Raw genomic sequence first — 22,864 nt, 5'->3', positions numbered from 1 at the left:
AAGATCAAGGAAAAGAATTTGATTCTTAACTTATATAGCGGTTTTATTATTTAGTAACTTTTTCTGTTAACTATATTATTGAAAAATAACTTTTTTGCTAACTGTACTTCCATTTCCTAAAGTAACTTTTACTACTATAAACTGACTGCTTGAAAACAAACTTTTGATTGACAACTTCGTATTTTCAATTCTGTTGTTTGCATAAATTTGTTTTCCGGAAACATCAAAAATGGTAACATTCTTTATGCTTTCGGTAATAGCATCAATTTCTATTATTTTATTTTTTACTGATATCAAAACATTTTCTTTCATAAATCTAAACTCTTCATTCTGTAGTACTCGGTTTACAAATTTAAAAATAAAACGAGTATTAAACGTCCCTTTTTGTGAATTGAATGTATAATCGCCATTCTTTAAATTGTGAACAATTTTTAAATCTGTATCTTCAATAAAAACATCCAGGTTTTCAAATACTCCATCTTCATGATCAATATTTAAATTAAAACTGCCGTCGAAAGTCGTTTTATAGCCTAATGCAATTGAATCTGTTTCTACAAAAGGCAAGGCTCTGCCCTGAATTACTAATTTCTTATTATCAGCCAGACTATAAAAATCGATGAACTGATTTCCGTTAAAAGAAACCGCATCGTAATTTTCATCATATCCATTAGTTGCTCCATTAATATACCCTAATAAAATTTGCTTAAAAGCACCATCATTATTTTTTAAATTCAACCAAATTCGATGTTTTTCAATTGTGCTTTTATTAGTTTTCTGATCCTTTTTAGCAGGTTTAAAAAAAGTTGAATTTCTTCCGGATATTCTCATACTATTATTAAATACAACTTCGCCAATATCTTTACTCTTCACAAAAAAACCTTGTGCAGCTGCAATTGTACCATCAGGAATTGTTTCATTAATACCCAAAGCAATTGCTTCTCTTGTTCCTACACCTCCTAATAAATTATAAACGGCATAATCATCTGAAGTGTATTTATAATTGGTTACCGGTGTGTTATGCGTCCAGAAATAAAGTGTGCCTAAAATTTTTGATGCATTCTTTACTAAGAAAGTATCAGCATCAAGAGCGGACGGATATGGATTTCCAATTAGACTGTAACTATTATTACTTCCTAAGCTCACTTCTGTTTTACCGTTATTGGGAATTCCTTTAAAAGTTGCTTCAAAGCTTGAAGGTATCGTTGTTGAAAATTCCTGAGGTCCTCTAATGTCATAACCTATACCTATAATCATATTGTTTGTTGGCTGTTCTATTTTCCAATCTTTTAATACAGAATTATAAGACAGAAATTTATCGCCTAGGGTATTTGGAGAAACATCTATTAATTTTTGATGATCAACAGGCGATGACCAATATGTAAAATCAAATTTTAAAATAGGTTTGATTTTTCTTTTAAGATGAATAATTCCTGTATTGATCATATCATCATCTGATTGGTATAAACTTGCGGAATCTTCTAAAATTAAAGTCCCGGATCCGAGATATGAAAACTCTATTCCTAGTGTATTTCCACTTAAAAGTGTTACTTTTTTTCCTTCATCAATAGTACAGCTACAAACATTTGCTGTTGCTAAATTTTTATAATCTTCTTTAAAAAAGATCTCTTTTCCGCCTGACGGAAAACCATTAGACCATGAAGTACCATTCCAGACTGTAGATTCTAAACATAATTTTAAACGCGCGATTCTATGTTTTGAAATTCCGGAAACCGAGTTGAAATCACCTCCCACTAATAATTTATAATCGGGTGTAAAGCTCATTGCATACAGCTTGTTGTTGAGAGGCGCATCAAACGAAGGATCAAAATCTCCTGTTTTTAATAATCTTATTAATCTCAACGCAACATTGCTTTTATAAGTTCCTGAAAAAGTTCCTCCAACCAGAATACGATCATCGGGCTGAATTAGAATACTACGAACATCTCCTTTATTAAAACCTATTCCCGACTCAAAAGTTGTATCTAAGGTTCCGTTCGAATTTAATCGAAGAATTCTTTTTTGGGAAGTTCCGTTAAAGGTCAAAAACGAACCTCCAACAATTATTTTCTGGTTTGATTGTAATGCAATTGTATAAATAATTTTATCGAATCCTGTTCCGATATTAAAACCGGAATCTATGCTGCCGTCAGTATTTAACCTGACTAAACGTGAAAATGAACGATTATTAAACGTATTGAATCGTCCTGCAACTAAAATTTTTCCGTCTTTCTGAATCACAACACTTTCAATTATTGCATCGGCTCCCAAGCCAACATTAAAAGTCGGGTCACGCGAACCATCAGTTAGCAATCTCACGATTCTTATTATAGAAGTATCATTATTGTAACGGGTAAAGTTTCCGGCTGCAATTATTTTCCCGTCAGGCTGGATTTCCATTGCATATATCTGACTATTAAATCCTGCCCCTACATTAAATGTATTATCAATTGATCCGTCAGGGAAAATTCTAATAATTCTATTAGAGATAATTTCATTATACTTTGTAAAATTTCCGGCTAAAATAATTTTCCCATCTAACTGTAATACTGCCGTTTTTATCAGATTATTTGCTCCGGATTTTCCCTGATTAAAAGTTTCATCATACAAACCGTTTTCTAAAAGCCGGGCAATTTTAGCATTCAAAGCTCCATTAAATTTGGTAAAATTTCCAAACACCATTGTCTTTTTATCTTCTAATGGTAAAATTTTCCAAACAGAATTATCAAAACCAATTCCAGAAGATAAATAACCTGTATCGTGTTCTCCTTCATTATTAATCTTTGCTAATCTTCCCTGGTTTAATCCATCAAAAACATAAAATGAGCCGCCAATGAACCAAGATCCTTCTGAATCATTTTCTAAAGCTAAAACAGACGCAGATCCGGGTCCTGATCCAAAATCAAAATCTGTTTTTATAATACCATTTGAGTTTAAAAAACATACTCGATTTACTTCTTTACCATTATAAAAACCAGTAAAAGATCCACCAATCATAATGTTTCCTAAAGAATCTGTCTTTATAATTTGAACTGCTCCGGCACTAAAACCCGATCCGGACAAAAAACTACTATCAATACTTCCGTCTTCATTAATCCGAATAATTCTATTAGCTGCGAATCCGTTATAAGTTGTAAATTTTCCTCCCAGAATAATCTTATGATCAGGTTGAATGGCGATTGCACTTATATCATCATCAAAACCTTCGCCTATATTAAAAGAAGTATCAACAGTCCCATTAGAGTTCAGTCGAATAATTTTATTGGCTGAAATTCCGTTAAATGACGCGAAATTTCCGCCTAGTAAAATTTTTCCATCAGATAAAACTTTGACATGCGTAATATTTAATGAAGAGCCTGAACCTGTTAGAAAGGAAGTGTCTAAAGTTCCATTTGGCAAAATCCTCGCAATTCTGTTTACTGTAGCAGTATTATATTTTGTAAAGCTTCCGACAATTAAAATTTTACCATCGGTTTGCGCAGAAATATCATAGATAATTCCCGTTGTTACACCTATTGAGGTATTGAATGTTTCATCGTATGAACCGTTTGCATTTAACCGAATAAGTCTTCCTGCATTGATTCCGTTATAAGTAGTAAAACTTCCTCCAACAATTATTTTTCCATCAGGCTGCAAATAAGTTGTATAAACTTTACCATTAAAACCGGTTCCGGTATTGAAATTTTCATCAATTGTTCCGTCGGGTTTTAGTCGGGTTAAATATGGGGTTGAAATTCCATTGAGGCCTAAATAATCGCCACCAACTATTAGATTATCATTTGACTGCAGAGAAAGAGTTCGAACTGCATTATCGAAACCATCTCCATTTAACCCGTCATCAAGTTTGTTAAAAGTAATATCTACTTTTCCTTGTTGTGCATAAAGTTGTATTTTAAGCGGTAAAATTATTAAAGATACCAGGCAAATTAATTTTTTAATCAAAATTGAAAAATATTCGGTTATTACTGTTTGTAAGAATAAGCCGAAAAGTAGTTGACTTTGATAAATACCACAATACCCACTTTTAGTGATATTTGGATTATTTTAAAAACAAAAAACCATTCCAATTTAGGAATGGTTTTTTGATGATATTCATTTTTTATTTATTGAAAAATGATTTTCTTAGTTGTCGAATAATCATTATCTAAAGTTACTTTTACCAATAAAGTTTGGTTACTTGATTGTAAGTTTTGTATTTGCAATTCAGTTGTATCTACTTTCTTTTTGTGATAAATTAGTTTTCCGGTTACATCGTAAATGCTAACTTCTTTTATAGATTCTTTTGTAGAAGTTACTTTGATTACTTTGTCTTTTACTGAAACTAAAACGCTGTTTTCAAGATTTTCAAAATCGCCTGTTCCAAGGGTCTTTTTAACATAACTTAAAACAAAACGATCTGTAAATGTTCCAATTGCACTTGTAAAAGTATAATCACCGGCTTTTAAATCCTGTATTTTATTGGCCGTTTTATCTTCTAAATAAACATTTTGATCGTTAAAGAAACCATCTGCATGATCTATAGAAATGGTGAAATCTCCTGCAATTGTAGTCTTGTATCCTAACGGAATTTCATCAGTATTGTCAAATGGCAGAGCACGTCCCTGAACAGTCAGTTTTTTTGCTTCATTGATACTATAGAAATCCGCATACGTGTTACCATTTATAGTAGTTGCATCATAATTTAAATCCCAGCTGTTTGTCGCACCTTCAATATAACCCACTAAAGCTTGTTTAAACAATCCTTCAGCATTAGTGAAATTTATCCATAGACGGTTTTTTTCAAGTTCACTTGATTTTGAACTCTTGAAAAATTGATCGTTATGATTTGCAAGTCTCATATGATTCGTGAACACAATAGGGCTTCCTGTAGCAGCTTTCATAAAGAAAGACTGACCTGCAGCAATTTTTCCAGTTGGTGCTGCTAAATACCCAGTTGTTGAAGTTGCGCCGCTTGTAGACACACTCCCTGTTAAGCTATAAACCGCATAATCGGCACTTGTATAATTGTATTTACCATCTCCGGGAAGCGCGCTGCTTGGTTTGGTATTGTGTGTCCAGAAATATAATGCTCCTGTTGAATTGTTATTTATTAACTCATCAGCATCTATTGCCGATGGATACGGATTTCCGATTAGATTCCATTTGGTTGCCTGAGGTGTTATTGAAACATTTCCGTTTGTAGGCACTCCAACAAAAGATGCTGAATAAATTGCCGGAATATCAATATCAAAAGGCTGTGGTGCTCTGACAAGATAACCCAAACCAGATGTCATTGTCGAAGTTCCGTTATAATTAATAATATAGCCGTTTGTCGGGTCATATGTATAATATTTATCGCCCAAAGTATTTGGTGATAAATCATGAAGCGTAAATGTTGCTGATGTAACCGGTATTGACCAATACGTTATATCATAACGACGTACTGGCGCAGTATCTCGTTTATAAATAATATTTCCAGTATTGATATTTGTTCCTGTATTGGTTTGAAGTAAACTTGAATTGTTTTCAAAAGTTAAAGCTCCTGTACCTATAACGGTTACTGCACCTTCTACTTTTAAAGTGTTTGTTGTTCCAACAGTTAACGAAGATTTATCGTTTATAGTCAATGTAAAGGCACTAAAATTACCATTAACTCCTGTAATAGCCGGTTTATTTGCAATAAGAGTTAAATCAGGAATTACCACGCAGTCTACAGCTGTTGGTACGCCAGATGGTGTCCAGTTTCCTGCTGTATTCCAGTTTGTATCTGTAGCTCCTGTCCATGTTTTAGATGCCGGAGGGTTTACCGTTACTGAAGCTGGAAGTGATATACATCCTGAACCATTTTTTACAGTTATATTATACGAGTTAATTGCAACTCCTGTGAATACTCCTGAAGTATTGGTATAATCTGATCCATCAATACTATAACTAATTCCTGAAGCTGGTGCCGGATTTGTAATTGTAATAATTCCGGTTGGTATTGCACATGTTGGTTGTGTTGTAACTGAGGCTGTTGGGGTTGTTGGTAATGGATTAACTGTATTTGTTATTCCTGAACTTGTAGACGTACAGCTCGAAGCATTCGTAACAATAACATCCACAATCTGACCATTGGTCAATGCTGTTGTAGTATAGGTATTTGAAGTACTGTTCTGAACACTGCTTCCTGCAACTCTAAAGTTATAATTGGTTCCGCCGCTTGCTGTAAAAGTAACTGAAGTTCCGGCACAGAAGATATTATCGGCATCACTGCTGGTTAAGCCTGCTGTTGGCAATGCATTTACGGTATTGGTAATTCCCGAGCTTGTAGACGTACAGCTTGAAGCGTTTGTTACAATAACATCCACAACCTGACCATTGGTCAATGCTGTTGTAGTATAGGTATTTGAAGTGCTGTTCTGGACACTGCTTCCAGCAACTCTAAAGTTATAATTGGTTCCGCCGCTTGCTGTAAAAGTAACTGAAGTTCCGGCACAAAATATATTATCGGCATCACTGCTCGTTAATCCCGCTGTTGGCAATGCGTTTACGGTATTGGTAATCCCTGTACTTGTTTTGCTACAGCTCGAAGCATTCGTAACAATAACATCCACAACCTGACCATTAGTCAATGCTGTTGTAGTATAGGTGTTTGAAGTGCTGTTCTGAACACTGCTTCCCGCAACTCTAAAGTTATAATTGGTTCCGCCGCTTGCTGTAAAAGTAACTGAAGTTCCGGCACAGAATATATTATCGGCATCGCTGCTGGTTAATCCCGCTGTTGGCAATGCATTTACGGTATTGGTAATTCCTGTACTTGTAGCTGTACAGCTTGAAGCGTTTGTTACAATTACATCTACAACCTGACCATTGGTCAATGCTGTTGTAGTATAGGTATTTGAAGTGCTGTTCTGAACACTGCTTCCCGCAACTCTAAAGTTATAATTGGTTCCGCCGCTTGCTGTAAAAGTAACTGAAGTTCCGGCACAGAAGATATTATCGGCATCACTGCTGGTTAATCCCGCTGTTGGCAATGCATTTACGGTATTGGTAATTCCTGTACTTGTAGACGTACAGCTTGAAGCGTTTGTCACAATAACATCCACAACCTGACCATTGGTCAATGCTGTTGTAGTATAGGTATTTGAAGTGCTGTTCTGGACACTGCTTCCAGCAACTCTAAAGTTATAATTGGTTCCGCCGCTTGCTGTAAAAGTAACTGAAGTTCCGGCACAGAAGATATTATCGGCATCACTGCTGGTTAATCCCGCTGTTGGCAATGCATTTACGGTATTGGTAATTCCTGTACTTGTAGCTGTACAGCTTGAAGCATTCGTAACAATAACATCCACAACCTGACCATTAGTCAATGCTGTTGTAGTATAGGTATTTGAAGTGCTGTTCTGGACACTGCTTCCCGCAACTCTAAAGTTATAATTGGTTCCACCGCTTGCTGTAAAAGTAACTGAAGTTCCTGCACAAAATATATTATCGGCATCACTGCTGGTTAATCCCGCTGTTGGCAATGCATTTACGGTATTGGTAATTCCTGTACTTGTAGCTGTACAGCTTGAAGCGTTCGTAACAATTACATCCACAACCTGACCATTGGTCAATGCTGTTGTAGTGTAGGTATTTGAAGTACTGTTCTGAACACTGCTTCCTGCAACTCTAAAATTATAATTAGTTCCGCCGCTTGCTGTAAAAGTAACTGAAGTTCCGGCACAAAATATATTATCGGCATCACTGCTCGTTAATCCCGCTGTTGGCAATGCGTTTACGGTATTGGTAATCCCTGTACTTGTTTTGCTACAGCTCGAAGCATTCGTAACAATAACATCCACAACCTGACCATTAGTCAATGCTGTTGTAGTATAGGTGTTTGAAGTGCTGTTCTGAACACTGCTTCCCGCAACTCTAAAGTTATAATTGGTTCCGCCGCTTGCTGTAAAAGTAACTGAAGTTCCGGCACAGAATATATTATCGGCATCGCTGCTGGTTAATCCCGCTGTTGGCAATGCATTTACGGTATTGGTAATTCCTGTACTTGTAGCTGTACAGCTTGAAGCGTTTGTTACAATAACATCTACAACCTGACCATTGGTCAATGCTGTTGTAGTATAGGTATTCGAAGTGCTGTTCTGAACACTGCTTCCTGCAACTCTAAAATTATAATTGGTTCCGCCACTTGCTGTAAAAGTAACTGAAGTTCCGGCACAAAATATATTATCGGCATCACTGCTGGTTAATCCTGCTGTTGGCAATGCATTTACGGTATTGGTAATTCCTGAACTTGTAGACGTACAGCTTGAAGCGTTTGTTACAATAACATCCACAACCTGACCATTGGTCAATGCTGTTGTAGTATAGGTATTTGAAGTGCTGTTCTGGACACTGCTTCCAGCAACTCTAAAGTTATAATTGGTTCCGCCGCTTGCTGTAAAAGTAACTGAAGTTCCGGCACAGAAGATATTATCGGCATCACTGCTGGTTAATCCCGCTGTTGGCAATGCATTTACGGTATTGGTAATTCCTGTACTTGTAGCTGTACAGCTTGAAGCGTTTGTTACAATAACATCCACAACCTGACCATTAGTCAATGCTGTTGTAGTATAGGTATTTGAAGTGCTGTTCTGGACACTGCTTCCCGCAACTCTAAAGTTATAATTGGTTCCACCGCTTGCTGTAAAAGTAACTGAAGTTCCGGCACAAAATATATTATCGGCATCACTGCTGGTTAATCCCGCTGTTGGCAATGCATTTACGGTATTGGTAATTCCTGTACTTGTAGCTGTACAGCTTGAAGCGTTCGTAACAATTACATCCACAACCTGACCATTGGTCAATGCTGTTGTAGTGTAGGTATTTGAAGTACTGTTCTGAACACTGCTTCCTGCAACTCTAAAATTATAATTAGTTCCGCCGCTTGCTGTAAAAGTAACTGAAGTTCCGGCACAAAATATATTATCGGCATCACTGCTGGTTAAGCCTGCTGTTGGCAATGCGTTTACGGTAAGTGTTATAGCTTTTGTCCCAGTACAACCATTGACATTTGTAATGGTCATGGTTCCTGTATAAGTTCCAGCAGCAGTACCAGCAGGAACACTAATTCCTGTTATGTTTCCTCCGCCGGCAGCAAATGTAAGGGGAGTTGAGCCCTGATCTGTCAAGGTTGCCCAGTCAATACTATAACTTGTAGGACTTGCTGTAGTAGCAGTATATGCCATTGTTGTAGGTTGAACAGATGTACTGGTACAAACGGCAATAACACCTGCAGGAGTAGCAGCAGTTGTTATAGTTGGTAATGGATTTACTGTAACCACTACTTTAAATGTTGGTCCTGCACAACCTGCTGTTGTTGGAGTCACTGTATAAGTGGCTGTCAATGCCCCAGTTGTTGGATTTCCTAATGTACTATCTGAAATAACACTAGGGCTTCCTGTACTTGCAGCTCCTCCTGTTAAACCAGATTGTAATGTTGGAGCAAGCCAAGTATATGTTGTTCCTGATGGAACTCTTCCATTTGTTATATTTACTGGTGTTACCGAAAATGCTGTTGCACTACAAGTAGATGCTGTCATATCTGTAATTGCTGCCGAAGTCATGTTAACAAATGCAGAAGCCCAGGGAGTACTTCCACCACAGGTAACAATTACACGATAATAAGTTGGGGTTGTTTGTGAAGTTGTAAAAGTAGATCCTGTATTTGTAACATCTAAATATTTAATCGTTACGTTATCTATACTATGAATATCACTTGAACCACCTGTACGTGCTGAAAATTTGAATCTCCATGTTGATTTATCATCAGTCAAATAAGTTCCCGGTAAAACAAGGTTAGCTACAACTACTGTTCCTGCTATAGAAAGAGATAATTTTCCATTATTGTCAACGGACATAACAACAGTATTTCCAGATGATGTTCTTAAGTTGAAAGGTTTATCAATCGCTGTATTAAAAAGAGAGACACCATTATAAAGTATTCTAACACGGCTTCCACCCGAACCCACACCTTCATTATCATAAGTATCTAATTGCAAAATAATTCCGGAACCTTCACCACTTTCACCACCTCCAGTACCATTTCCAATATTACCTGCGTAACTCAAGCTCATACCGTCAGCGCCACTTCCGCTATAAATTTTATAATCAAATGTGGCCGTAAAAGCATTAACACTTGTACCTGGTGTATTATTAATTAACAAACCTCCCTGATAGCCTCCAATGTTTGGTGTTAAAATCGCTTCACCACCTGTTATACTAGTACTAGGTCCACTAAGAGTTATGTTCCCAGCAGTCGTGTTTGCTGCCTGATCAGTCGAAAAAGTACTGCTGAAAAAAGTAGTTGGTGTAGTTGGAGCACTTGACCATGTACTATTATCCGGAGATGTCTGCCATAAATAAGTAGCGCCGTCTGTTATTCCTGTTCCTGCAGACAAAGTAAAAGGAACATTTGGACATACCGACGATGCAGTTGATGTCGTAGTTCCAGCTGTTGGTCCTGCCGAACCTGAACAACCTGCCTGAAGTGTTATGGTATAATCTTCAATCTGACCAGTATTTGTGTTTGTTGTACAACCAGTTCCAGCATAAGAACCAACTTGTGCTATAATACGCATTTTTACAGTACCTGTTGTAGCTGTTGTAGGTATTAGTATGTATCCAGATGTTGACTTAACATCAAGTCCTGATGAATTTCGTATGGTACCAATTTGTTCATTTCCGTCACCAGCATCGGCAAAACTTCCATTATTATTCCAATCAAAAAGAGCAGTATAATATACATTTACATCTCCATTCGTATTGCCATTTACTACTAATCCATACGATTGACCTTTGGTAACTGTCGTAGTTGCTGCAAAAGACTCATAAGCAGGAGCTGATGCGCTTACTGCTGAACTTGAATTACTAATAGTATTAAATGCTACTTTTGTAATAGGAGCCACAACTGCAAAAGACAAACATGAATCTGTTGTAATTGTTACCTTTCCAGTACCATTATTAAAATAACCTGTATCTATAGTCGTACCTGTTGGAAGGGCACCTGTACCACCGTAAGCTCCTGCCGTTTTTGTAGATGTTCCTAATATTAAAGCAACAGCAGTATGATTAAAGGACTGCAAACTAGCTTTAACACTTATTGATGAAATAGTTAAAGTATTTGCAATAGTTGTTGCTACTGAAAATGTTTTAGTACCACTTCCTGATAAAGTAAGGTTATAAAAATTTGAAAATACAGTAGACTGGCCTGCACCATTAAGATTAACCGTTCCTGTTGCTGGTGTAAAAGTTGCAGTTCCCGTGAAAGGTGTTGTAGCCGAAAGAGCAAGTATACTAGATCCTCCATTTAAAGTTCCTGCAGTAAGTGTTACAGACGGAAAAGTATGTGTATAGCCAACTCCTAAATTTAATGTCCCTCCTGTACCATTTATTACTAATGGATTAGGTGATGTTAAAGCACCATTTAAAGTAACTGTACCACCAGTTTTAAGCATAGAAATGTTTCCAGCAGTAAAACCTGCAACCGTTTGATCTGCTGTACCTACAAAACTAACTGTATTAGAAGCTGTTCCTGTAAAAGTCCCGTTGTTATTGAAATTACCGTTTATTTGTAATACTGAACTTGTACTATTTGACATTGTCAAAGTAGCACCATTATTAATATTTAAACTTTTAACTGTTGCGGTTATGTTTCCAATTGTTGGTTGATTTGGTATCCCAGAAGGTATAGTTACATCTGTTGTAGTAGTTGGTACTGTTCCACTACACCAGTTGGTAGCAACATTCCAATCTGTACTTGTAGCACCTGTCCAATAACCTGCATTACAACTGATAGACAAAATACTTGTTCCTGCTGCACCAAAATAAGTTGCATTTTTATTAGCAGCACCAGAACCCGTACTTCCATATGTACCAGAAGTCTGACCAGTCCCGCCCAATGTAAGAGATCCCGCTGTATGAGTAAGACCACTACCTAAACTGGCGATTATATTTGTAGCAATAGATATGTTATTATTTATAGTAACAGCAGATCCTGTAAATGTTTTTGTTGAAGCAGTACCTGCAAGTGCAAGATTATTAAAATTAGCAACATTAAAAGATTGGCCTGTACCATTCAATGTCACTGTATTGGTTCCTGGATTAAATGTACCAGTGCTGGTAAAATCTCCAGCTATGCTTAAATTATTATTGTTCGTATTTAAAGTCCCCAGTATATTTACAGTTCCACTAGCAGTTAATGGAATAGTCATTGTAGTGGTGGTTCCCGAAGAAATAGTTAAATTGTTAAAATTAGTTACTACAGTGTTAGGCAAATTATTATTAGCCGTCATATTTACAGTACCTGCACTTGGTGTAAAGGTACCAGCAGTTGTTGAAACATTAACTGTAAAAGATCCCACATTTAATACTGAACCAGCAGTCATTGTTACAATTCCTGCACTTGCCCCAGTAGTTCCAAATATTATACCTGAAGCCGATAATGTTGCACCAGAAACAAATGTAATAGTTCCATTTCTTGTAGTATTCCCACTAGCTCCCAATTGAATATTTCCCGAAACAGTTAAATTTGGAGAGCCAGTCGTGGCAAAAGTTAAAATTCCTGCACTACTTGCAATTGCAGTACTACCTAATTGTATACTACCACATTGCGCATTAGTAATATTTACTGTTACGGTAAACCCTCTTTCAATAATTACTGTATCATTAGCCCCTGGAAAAACTCCAACTCCAACTTGTCCCCCTCCAGAACTGGTAGACCATGTAGCTCTATCATTCCATAGTCCACTTGCCCTAGAATAATAAGTTGCTGCATTAGCAAACGAAACAACAAAAAACATCCCCAAACAAAGCAATCTTAAACTAGGAGTAATAGACCTTTCTTTAGAAGAATTAGAAAAAAATAAAAAGAAAGAACGAACGAAATAAAGTAGTTTTCGAATCATAAGGCGTGGTATTAAATTTGTTTTTGGCGTAAAAAGAAAATAAAATAGTACTGCTTTTTTGATTCAATACTTTAATTTTGGCTTTTTAAACTTAAAAATAAAAGCTAAAATGCTGTTTTTTAGACAGATTAAAACTCGTTATATTCTGGCACAAAAATATTATAATTCCGCACACACACAACATTTTAACTAGTTTCTTTTTGAGAAAAAGCAAAAAAAAGCACTAGAATTTAACAACTTAATAGCTATTTTTAGCACTATTAGTTAAAAAGAAAGAAAAAACTCATGAATGCAACTTATACAATAAAAGAAGCTTTACTGAAATTAGAACACTTTTGCGCCTATCAAGAACGATGTCACTCAGAAGTAATTACGAAATTATACAGCTTACGGATGTCTTCAGATGAAATTAATTACATTGTGGTTCAGCTAATTGAAAATAATTTTTTAAACGAAACTCGTTTTGCCTGTAGTTTCGCAAGAGGAAAACACAGAATTAAACATTGGGGAAAAATTAGAATTACAAATGAGTTAAAATTAAAACAGATTTCATCAACAAATATCACCTTAGCGCTCAAGGAAATTTCTCCTGAAGAATATGAAACTACTTTTGAAGAACTTGCTGAAAGATGTTGGGAGAATATTCGGGAAACAAATCTCTTAAAAAAGAGAAAAAAATTCTGCGATTATATGTTACGAAGAGGTTATGAAAGTAATTTAGTTTATGATAAAGTTAAAGAATTTGAGATTGAATAATTTTTTTCAATATTGGCAGATTCTTAATCTACATTACTGACAATCATTCAATTGTATATTATTAGTAAAATCAAATTTTTATCAGAAAAACCGCCCTACTTCGTTTTTCTTATTTTTGAAGAATATTCAATGTAAGTCGCTTTTTTATAATTATTACTTTAAAAAATTAGCATTTTATAGTGCTATTTTGCGATTTTTCTTATATTTAAAAATCATATTTTATAAGAATTAACATAAAATATGATTTTTTACTATGTAGTTTATCGATTAATCTTAACACTTAATCGATTATACGGTGATACCATAAACTCACTCTATTTCAAACACGTATATGTATCTATCTTTGCGACGGCAAAACAATTCCTATGCCAGCATAACAATCTGATAGAAAACATTTAACATGATTAGAACTCTACTTTTATTTTTATTGTTACCCTTTTTTGCCCTTGCGCAAGTTGATCTTGCAAAATGGAATGCTACTTCAAGTGCTAATCGATTTACCCCAACATTAAATGCCAATGCAATAGCTGCAAATATTTCGGTTTCTGGATTACCCGCTAATGCATTCCAGTATACCAATAATTCAGGCGAAAATATTTTTTATGATACTTCATCTTGGCCTGTTCCCGGAGAAAATGGAAGTGTTTACAACCCAAGTAAATATATTGCATTACAAATTACAGCAACTGCGAATCATAAATTAGATTTATCCAGTCTTAGTTTTGAGTGTCGATCACAAGGAAACACCAATAATTTTAGAATTAAATACTCAAAAGATATCAATTTTGTAACAGGGGTAAAGGACTTAATGACTGAGACAATAAGTACATCAACCTGGACAGCATATAATCCGACTTTCCTCCCTGAAATTAATCCTGTACTTCCTACTCAAACTGTTTATATCAGAATCTATGTTTACAATACCAATAATAACTTTCAGTTAAAAATAGGATCTGCTGCAACAAATGGAGGACCAACGATAAAAGGAACCGTTTCTAATTTTGATCCTAATTCGCTTTTAGCAATCAATGATTATGTAACTGTCACTAAAAATCAGGTAAGTAATTTAAACTTAATAAGTAATGATGTTAAAGGTTCTTCAAACATCAATGGTCTTACGCTTACTACAAAGCCAAATGCCAGTGAAGGAACAGTGACTGTTAATCCGGATTATTCCGTAACCTTTAATCCTGCTACATCATATATTGGCAGTACTTCATTTACATACACTATAACAAATTCTACGCAATCATCAACCGCAACAGTTTATCTAACGGTTAAGGATCTTCAGGAAGAAAATCTCGCCTTATGGAACGGAGCCTCATCGAGTTTAAGTCCGGTTCTTAACAGCTATGTAACTTCAGGACCTATAGCGCCAACCGGAGGTGTGCAGGTAAACTACATTAACAACTCAGGAAGTAATATCTTTTTTGAAACAACACCTTGGACAAGTGCAGGAACAATAGACCTGTCAAAATATGTAACCTTTAAAATTTCGCCAGATCAAAATCATAAAATTGATTTGACGACCTTTGGTTTTACTTACAGAAAAAATGGAGGTGATGCACAAAAATTTCAAGTAAGATATTCTAAAGACGCTACTTTCGCAACAGGTGTTAAAACCTTTGTTGCAGAAACATCAAGTGCAGGTTCATGGACAACATTAAATAATACTTTTGCATCAGATGTAAGTTCTCTTATACCTAATGAAACCATGTACATACGTTTTTATGTGTATAATACAAACAATGCTTTTTACATACAAAACGGTAACGGAAATGATGTAGGACCAGTAATCAAAGGATACGTTAGAGATATTAATACACTAACAGCTTATAACGATGTAGCAACGACAACATCTAATCAGGCTGTTGTTATCCCAATTTTAAGTAATGATATAATAGGGACTACTCCTTTGCAGAGCATAACCATTTCAACGCAATCGGCAAATGGTGTTGCAACCGTTAATGGAATTAATAATATTACCTTTACTCCAACTACTGGTTTTTCAGGAACAACTACTTTTATTTATACGCTGTATAATGGCACTTCTTATTCATCTGCAACAGTTACAGTAACGGTTACAGCCCCTCCATGTGTAGCCACACCAACTGCAGGTGTAAATTACTGGAAAGGTTATGTGTATACTTACACGGGAACAGTACCAGCCATGACAACTTATGTTGGATCTATTGCAGAAAAACCTATTTTTGACCGTAATGTAGACACTGGTGTAATTACCGGAGATGCTACTGTTGAGGCAAATAATTTTTGTGGTACAGTACCAAGCGATAAATTTTATGTACGCTATTTAATGCAGGTTAACACAACAACTGCAGGTGCCTATAACTTCACTATTGGGGGAGATGACGGTGTCAGACTTTATGTTGACGGAACTTTGGTTACGCTTAATTCAGCAAACTCATGGACTGACCATAGTTACACAACTTATGCTGCACAAGTTAACCTAACAGCTGCAAGCCATACTTTTATATTAGAATATTATGATAATGACAGAGCAGCAAGAGTATCATTTTCATATGGTTTAACAAAAGGGAATAGTACTGTTTACGGTGATAACAAATGGAATGTTTATGGTTATACTTTAGCAGACATTACTACACCAGCAGCGAGCTATGCAGGTACGTATGTTGAAACAGCTGTAAACATTAACACACAAACATATTGGGACAAAACAAAATCTCCTTCTATCTATTCTGGCTGGCAGGGAGCCCCAATGGGTATAGATCAGTTTGCCCTTGTATACAAACGCCAGGGATTTCCTTGTGGTCAATATAAAATACAATTGGTGAACTGTGATGATGTTGCCGAGATTTATATTGATGGGGTAAAAATATTTACTCAAAATGGATACACGAATACAACAACAACAATTAATGGAGGTCAATTATATCCATTAAATAAAAACTCTAAAGTTGATGTTCGTTTTAGAGAAGATGGCGGAGATGCTAATTTGGCTATTAATTTTGTTGACACTCCAACGGTCTATAATGGAACTGGTACATTAGCTTCAAGTACAACTTCTATTAGTATAACAAGTAACACAACGCTACAGGCAGATCTTAGTGTTTGCTCCTGTACAGTTGGAACAGGGGTAACTCTGACAGTTCCTAAAGATAAAACATTAACAGTTGATGAAACTATTAGTATTGGAACTAACGGAAAACTTTTAATCCAGGATGGAGGATCATTATTGCAAAATAGTACTGCTGCAAATGCATACCAAGGTGCTTTAAATTCATTTGAAGTACAAAGAAATACTGCTCCAGTACGTCGTTACGATATAACGTATTGGTCAACACCGGTTACATCAGCAACTTACACACTTCATGATTTATCACCAAATACTTTAGGCGATAAATATTATACGTATGACCCAACAAACGGATATATTATTAATTATAACGGAACTTCGACAATGACACCTGGTTTGGGTTATCTTGTCAGAGCGCCACAGCCTTTTGATATTGATACTCCTGCAATTTATCCGGCATCTTTTATTGGAGTGCCTACGAATGGAAATGTTACAGTAACGCCTCAGGCAACGAAATGGAATTTAATTGGAAATCCATATCCGTCAGCAATAGATGCAGATGAGTTTATCATTAACAATTCAGCGGGAGCATTATACTTCTGGACACACAATACAAAACCAAGCAGTGCACTTCCGGGAGATGGTAAATACAATTATACAAGTGCCGATTATGCGGTTTATAGCTTAACGGGCAGCATAGCTACAAGTGGTGCCACTTCAACAACGGGATATAAAGCACCTCCAACCGGACAAATTGCCACAGGTCAGGCTTTCTTTATGAAAGCAGCTACAGGAGCCGTTCTTACGTTTACAAATCATATGAGACGTGCGGGCAATAATGATCAGTTTTTCAAGACTACAACAAAAACAAGTGAACTTGAAAAAAACCGCCTATGGATAAATTTCACCAATAGTGAAGGATTATTTAAGCAAGCTTTGGTTGGTTATATTGAAGGTGCTACAAACAGCTGGGATTTAAATTATGATGCAGCCACTATTAACGGTAATACATATGCTGATTTTTATAGTATCAATGAAGCAAAAAAACTAACCGTTCAGGGACGTGCTTTGCCTTTTGATAATAGTGATGTAATTCCGTTAGGGTACAAAACTACAATTGCCGGAGATTTCACCATTTCGATAGATCATGCAGATGGTCTCTTTAACGATCAGAATGTTTATCTGGAAGATAAAACAGCTAATAAAATTCAGGATTTAAAAGCTGGTGATTATACTTTTACAAGCGCAATTGGAACTTTTACGGATCGTTTTGTTTTAAGTTATGTTAAAAAAACACTTGGAACCGGAGATTTCGAAAATCTTGAAAACAGCGTTTTAGTTTCCGTAAAAGACAAAGTAATCAAAGTAACTTCTACAAAAGAATCCATTAAAGAAGTGACGATTTACGATATCTCAGGAAAAATTCTTTACAACAAAAAGAAGGTAGATGAAACTGAATTACAAATATCAAGCTTACAATCAAGCAATCAGGTTTTAATAGTAAAAGTAATTTTAGACAATAATTATGTATCATCTAAAAAGTTAATTTTTAACTAACACACAATAAAGGATAGTAAAAATCCGACAACGAGAGTTGCCGGATTTTTACATATAATAACATATCAAAATAGTAAAACGTATTAAAAACAAATATTTAAAAATTTGCAAAGTTTAAAAACCTACTTAAGCTGCAGTAACTAATTAATAATCAAAACTTTTAACCGCCCCAAACTTTATGTCCCCAAAAATACTTTTGTTTGCCCGTTCTTTATTTTTAAAAAATCTGCCACTGCTTTTTATTTTGATTTCTATTAAAATGGCAGGTCAAACCAGAATTTCAACAATTCATACGGACTGGAATGGATACTGGAAATCAAGTGCTTTAACCGGCGCAGGAAACAGACCTGATACTGAAAATAATCTATTGGCTTTTGAGTGGAATAGCAAAACCTATTCAACTGGTGTGAATGATAACATACTAAACACAAAACTTGTTACATATAATGCTCAGAAATTTAGAGCATTAAAAATTCAAACTTTAGGACTAGATCCTGGTGGTTCTATGTATTTTTTACAAGGCTCAAAAATAGATGGAGATAATACCATTGCTAAATTGACTCCCGCTCTGGCAGGAACAACGGCAACCGCAACTGAACTAGCTTCCCGACTTACTGACGGGGTCAATGGTTTGACTCTTGGAACCGGTATTGCCAATATAAAAGCTGGTACAGCCGAATTCAAAGTGGGTACAAATAATCTAAATATTGCTGGTCTTAACGATAATATTCCCGATCTAATTGTAACACAGGTTGCTGAACCTGGTGGCGCAGCTGATTCTTTCAAATTTATTGACAAAGATGGTAACATTGTTGGACACTCACTATCAGCAAATTTCGGTTCGATTGCAGCCGTAGGCACCTATAGCCTAGATTTATTCAGAGCTGATAATGCTGCCCCGGCTTTTACTGCTGCTGCAACACGAGACATCAGAATGTTAGGAATTGAAACTAGCGAATTTGGAATTACGACCGCAAACGCTGCAGATGTAGATCGCTTTGTTGTTACTTTTTCCGGAAGCTCTGATTGTGCTTTTATTGCTTTCAACACAAACTCATTAAAAATTGCGGAACTTAGTTTAGTTACAAAAGGAACGCCGACATCATGCGGAAAAGTTGGAGATAAAGTAAATTATACTTTTGAGATTACCAATACAGGACAAGTTCCAATAACTGATATTAAGGTCACAGATCTGTTATCTGGAATGGCAATTACAGGAAATCCTGTTGCAAGTCTGGCTATTGGCGCAAAAGTAACTTTAACCGGAGTTTATACTATTACAGCTGCAGATGTTACAGCAGGTAAAATTATCAATCAGGCAAAAGTTATCGGAACAGATCCTTCCTTAAATACGGTTGAGGATAATAATACTCCAACAACAACATTTTTGCTTACACCCCCAACAACAGGAACCGTAACAAACACAACATGTACAGCTTTAGGAACTGTAGTTCTAAGCGGTCTTCCGGCAAGCGGAAACTGGACTGTTGAAAGAAGTCCGGGAGCGGTTACAACTACTGGTTCAGGAACATCAATTACAATTACAGAAATTCCGGCAGGAAAATATACTTTTAAGGTTAGTAATTTGTGTTTTAGCTCACCATCAAGTGCTGAGATTACTATTACAGATCAATCTTCAACAACATGGAATGGCACTGGGTGGTCTAATGGAGCTCCTAACAGTACTAAAGGTGCTGTTTTTACAGGTCCATTTCCAATAACTGCAGATTTAACTGCATGTTCCTGCAAAATTAATACAGGAGTAAGTCTTACTGTAACATCAGGTCACACCTTAAATATTACAAATGCAGTCACAGTTGTGGCGGGCGGATCATTAATTTTTGAAAACAATTCAAGTTTACTTCAAACTAATACAGGAACGAATATCAATACAGGAAATATTACCTATAAGCGTAATACTGCACCGGTACGTCGTTATGATGTTACATATTGGTCAACACCGGTTACATCAGCAACATTTACGCTTCATGATTTATCACCAAACACTTTAGGGGATAAATATTATACATATGACCCGACAAACGGATATATTATTAATTATAACGGAACATCAAAAATGACTCCTGGTTTAGGTTATCTTGTCAGAGCACCACAGCCTTTTGATATTGATACTCCTGCAATTTATCCGGCATCTTTTATTGGAGTGCCTACAAACGGAAATGTTTCAGTAACACCTCAGGCTACGAAATGGAATTTAATTGGAAATCCATATCCGTCAGCAATAGATGCAGATGAGTTTATCATTAACAATTCAGCGGGAGCATTATACTTCTGGACACACAATACAAAACCAAGCAGTGCACTTCCTGGAGATGGTAAATACAATTATACAAGTGCCGATTATGCGGTTTATAGCTTAACGGGCAGCGTTGCTACAAGTGGTGCAACTTCAACAACCGGATATAAAGCACCGCCAACCGGGCAAATTGCTACAGGTCAGTCTTTCTTTATGAAAGCAGCTACAGGAGCCGTTCTTACGTTTACAAATCATATGAGACGTGCGGGCAATAATGATCAGTTTTTCAAGAGTTCAAAATCAAGTGAACTTGAAAAAAACCGCCTATGGATAAATTTCACCAATAGTGAAGGATTATTTAAGCAAGCTTTGGTTGGTTATATTGAAGGTGCGACAAACAGCTGGGATTTAAATTATGATGCAGCCACTATTAACGGTAATACATATGCTGATTTTTATAGTATCAATGAAGCAAAAAAACTAACCGTTCAGGGACGCGCATTGCCTTTTGACAATAGTGATGTAATTCCGTTAGGGTACAAAACTACAATTGCCGGAGATTTCACCATTTCGATAGATCATGCAGATGGTCTCTTTAACGATCAGAATGTTTATCTGGAAGATAAAACAGCTAATAAAATTCAGGATTTAAAAGCTGGTGATTATACTTTTACAAGCGCAATTGGAACCTTTACGGATCGTTTTGTTTTAAGTTACGTTAAAAAAACGCTTGGAACCGGAGATTTCGAAAATATTGAAAACAGTGTTTTAGTTTCCGTAAAAGACAAAATAATCAAAGTAACTTCTACAAAAGAATCCATAAAAGAAGTGACGATTTACGATATTTCAGGAAAAATTCTTTACAACAAAAAGAAAATAAGTTCAACTGAATTACAAATACCAAATTTACAATCAAGTAATCAGGTATTATTGGTAAAAGTAACTTTAGATAATGATTATTCAACAACAAAGAAAATCATATTTTAACAGTACTATTTCAAAGAAAAAGTCCATTTGTTCAGTTAACAAATGGACTTTTTTTATATATGTTAAAGAATAAATTATCGTTTCTCAATCAGAATACTTACCGCGTTTCCACCAAAACCAACGGCATTGATTAGAACTTTTTTAATCGATTTTGGTTGATTTTGTGTTTCTGAAAATGGCGTTGCAATAAAAGTATCATTTTGCATCATTAAAAGTGCAAGCTCTAAACTTAATATTCCAGATGCCCCAAAAGTGTGCCCAATTTTCCATTTATTAGTGGTTAACAATGGCAATTTAGATCCGAAAACTTTTTCAATTGCACGCAATTCTGTTAAATCACCTTTTATAGTTCCAGGCGCGTGCATGACAATGACATCAATATCTTCAAAATTTTCGTCTTTTAAAGCCATTTTCATAGACTTTTGAAAACAATCTGCTTGTGCAGAAATAGAAATATTATGTTCTAAAATTTCAGTTGCATATCCAACTCCGGTTACATAAGCAATTGCATTTTCTTTTTCTCCCGCTTCTAAACAACAAACCGCTGCACCTTCACCCAAAATCATGGTGTTTTGCGTTTTCTCAAAATCAAAAGCCAGATTTGGCCAGGGTTCTTCTGTCTGGTTAATGCGCGAATATATTTTTAATGCTCTCATTTGAGCAATCGTAAAATCAGTTAAAGGTGCTTCGCTCCCACCGACTAAAAACTTATCGGCCATTCCGGATTTTAACCATGCAACACCGTTCAAAATGGCATGAAGCGCAGTAGAACAGGTTATAGAATGCGAAATTTCAGGTCCCACGCTTTGTAAATCATGCGCAATCCAGGAAGAAATATTTCCCAATGTTGTTGTTGGAGAAGCTAAAGTCTGCGCTTTTCCGGTATCTATATATTCTTTGTAATGTTTTTCGAATAAATCAGTAGCGCCTCGGGATGAACCAATATTGATTCCGAAAACGTCATCTGAACTCCAGCCTGCTTGTTCAACTGCTTTTCGGGAAGCCGCCAAAGCAAACAAAACCGAATCATCAAGAAACTTATATTTAATATCTGATTCCCGAACTTCGGCAATCATCTGTTTTGATTCAGTACTTAAAGCAGCAACCGAAGTTTCCTGCTGATCCAAAAATTGTCTCGAAAAACAATGTTGATTATCAAGATATTTTTGCCAGACTGCATTAACATTATTCCCTAAAGGGGAAATTGAAGAAAAAGCTGTAATAGATATTTTTTGTGTATTCAAAATATTTTATTTAGTAAAAAAATAGACCACGGATGACACAGATTAAACTGATTTTCGCTAGTATTAAATATTGGTGTAAACCTGTTTAATCTGTGTTATCCGTGGG

General features: G+C 35.9%; 6 protein-coding genes. 3 read left to right on the top strand and 3 right to left on the bottom strand.

Annotation, left to right across the window (positions count from 1 at the left end; all coding sequences use genetic code 11):
* Positions 1–75: 75 nt before the first annotated feature.
* Together ACZ0AH_RS01500 and ACZ0AH_RS01495 are read right to left on the bottom strand one after the other, a co-directional pair.
* Complete coding sequence (locus ACZ0AH_RS01500; protein WP_463474129.1) at positions 76–3,939, bottom strand: T9SS sorting signal type C domain-containing protein; 3,864 nt, start codon at positions 3,937–3,939, stop codon at positions 76–78.
* Positions 3,940–4,100: 161 nt separating this feature from the next.
* The gene (locus ACZ0AH_RS01495) at positions 4,101–12,902 is read right to left on the bottom strand and encodes a T9SS sorting signal type C domain-containing protein (RefSeq protein WP_463474128.1); all 8,802 of its coding nucleotides are present in this window, start codon (positions 12,900–12,902) and stop codon (positions 4,101–4,103) included.
* 285 nt (positions 12,903–13,187) lie between these two features.
* Here ACZ0AH_RS01495 and ACZ0AH_RS01490 point away from each other — a divergent pair, with 285 nt between their 5' ends.
* From ACZ0AH_RS01490 to ACZ0AH_RS01480, 3 genes are all read left to right on the top strand, one after another.
* A complete protein-coding gene (locus tag ACZ0AH_RS01490) occupies positions 13,188–13,658 on the top strand; it encodes a regulatory protein RecX (protein ID WP_463474127.1) in 471 nt (156 codons plus the stop codon).
* A gap of 400 nt (positions 13,659–14,058) precedes the next feature.
* Complete coding sequence (locus ACZ0AH_RS01485) at positions 14,059–18,270, top strand: Ig-like domain-containing protein (protein WP_463474126.1); 4,212 nt, start codon at positions 14,059–14,061, stop codon at positions 18,268–18,270.
* A gap of 178 nt (positions 18,271–18,448) precedes the next feature.
* Positions 18,449–21,514, top strand: coding sequence for a DUF7507 domain-containing protein (locus tag ACZ0AH_RS01480; protein ID WP_463474125.1), 3,066 nt, complete (start codon positions 18,449–18,451; stop codon positions 21,512–21,514).
* Between the two features lie 74 nt (positions 21,515–21,588).
* On the opposite strand, the gene ACZ0AH_RS01475 is transcribed toward ACZ0AH_RS01480, so the two are convergent.
* Positions 21,589–22,758, bottom strand: coding sequence for a beta-ketoacyl synthase N-terminal-like domain-containing protein (locus ACZ0AH_RS01475; protein WP_463474124.1), 1,170 nt, complete (start codon positions 22,756–22,758; stop codon positions 21,589–21,591).
* Positions 22,759–22,864: the final 106 nt, after the last annotated feature.

It is taken from the genome of Flavobacterium sp. AC105, from assembly GCF_979258495.1.
Note: the sequence above shows the minus strand (reverse complement) of the source record. Positions and strands in the feature narration are given on the sequence as shown.

Coding starts and splice junctions, on each gene's coding strand:
- ACZ0AH_RS01495 (WP_463474128.1), bottom strand. CDS start 12,902: ATGATTCGAAAACTACTTTATTTCGTTCGTTCTTTCTTTTTATTTTTT.
- ACZ0AH_RS01490 (WP_463474127.1), top strand. CDS start 13,188: ATGAATGCAACTTATACAATAAAAGAAGCTTTACTGAAATTAGAACAC.
- ACZ0AH_RS01485 (WP_463474126.1), top strand. CDS start 14,059: ATGATTAGAACTCTACTTTTATTTTTATTGTTACCCTTTTTTGCCCTT.
- ACZ0AH_RS01480 (WP_463474125.1), top strand. CDS start 18,449: ATGTCCCCAAAAATACTTTTGTTTGCCCGTTCTTTATTTTTAAAAAAT.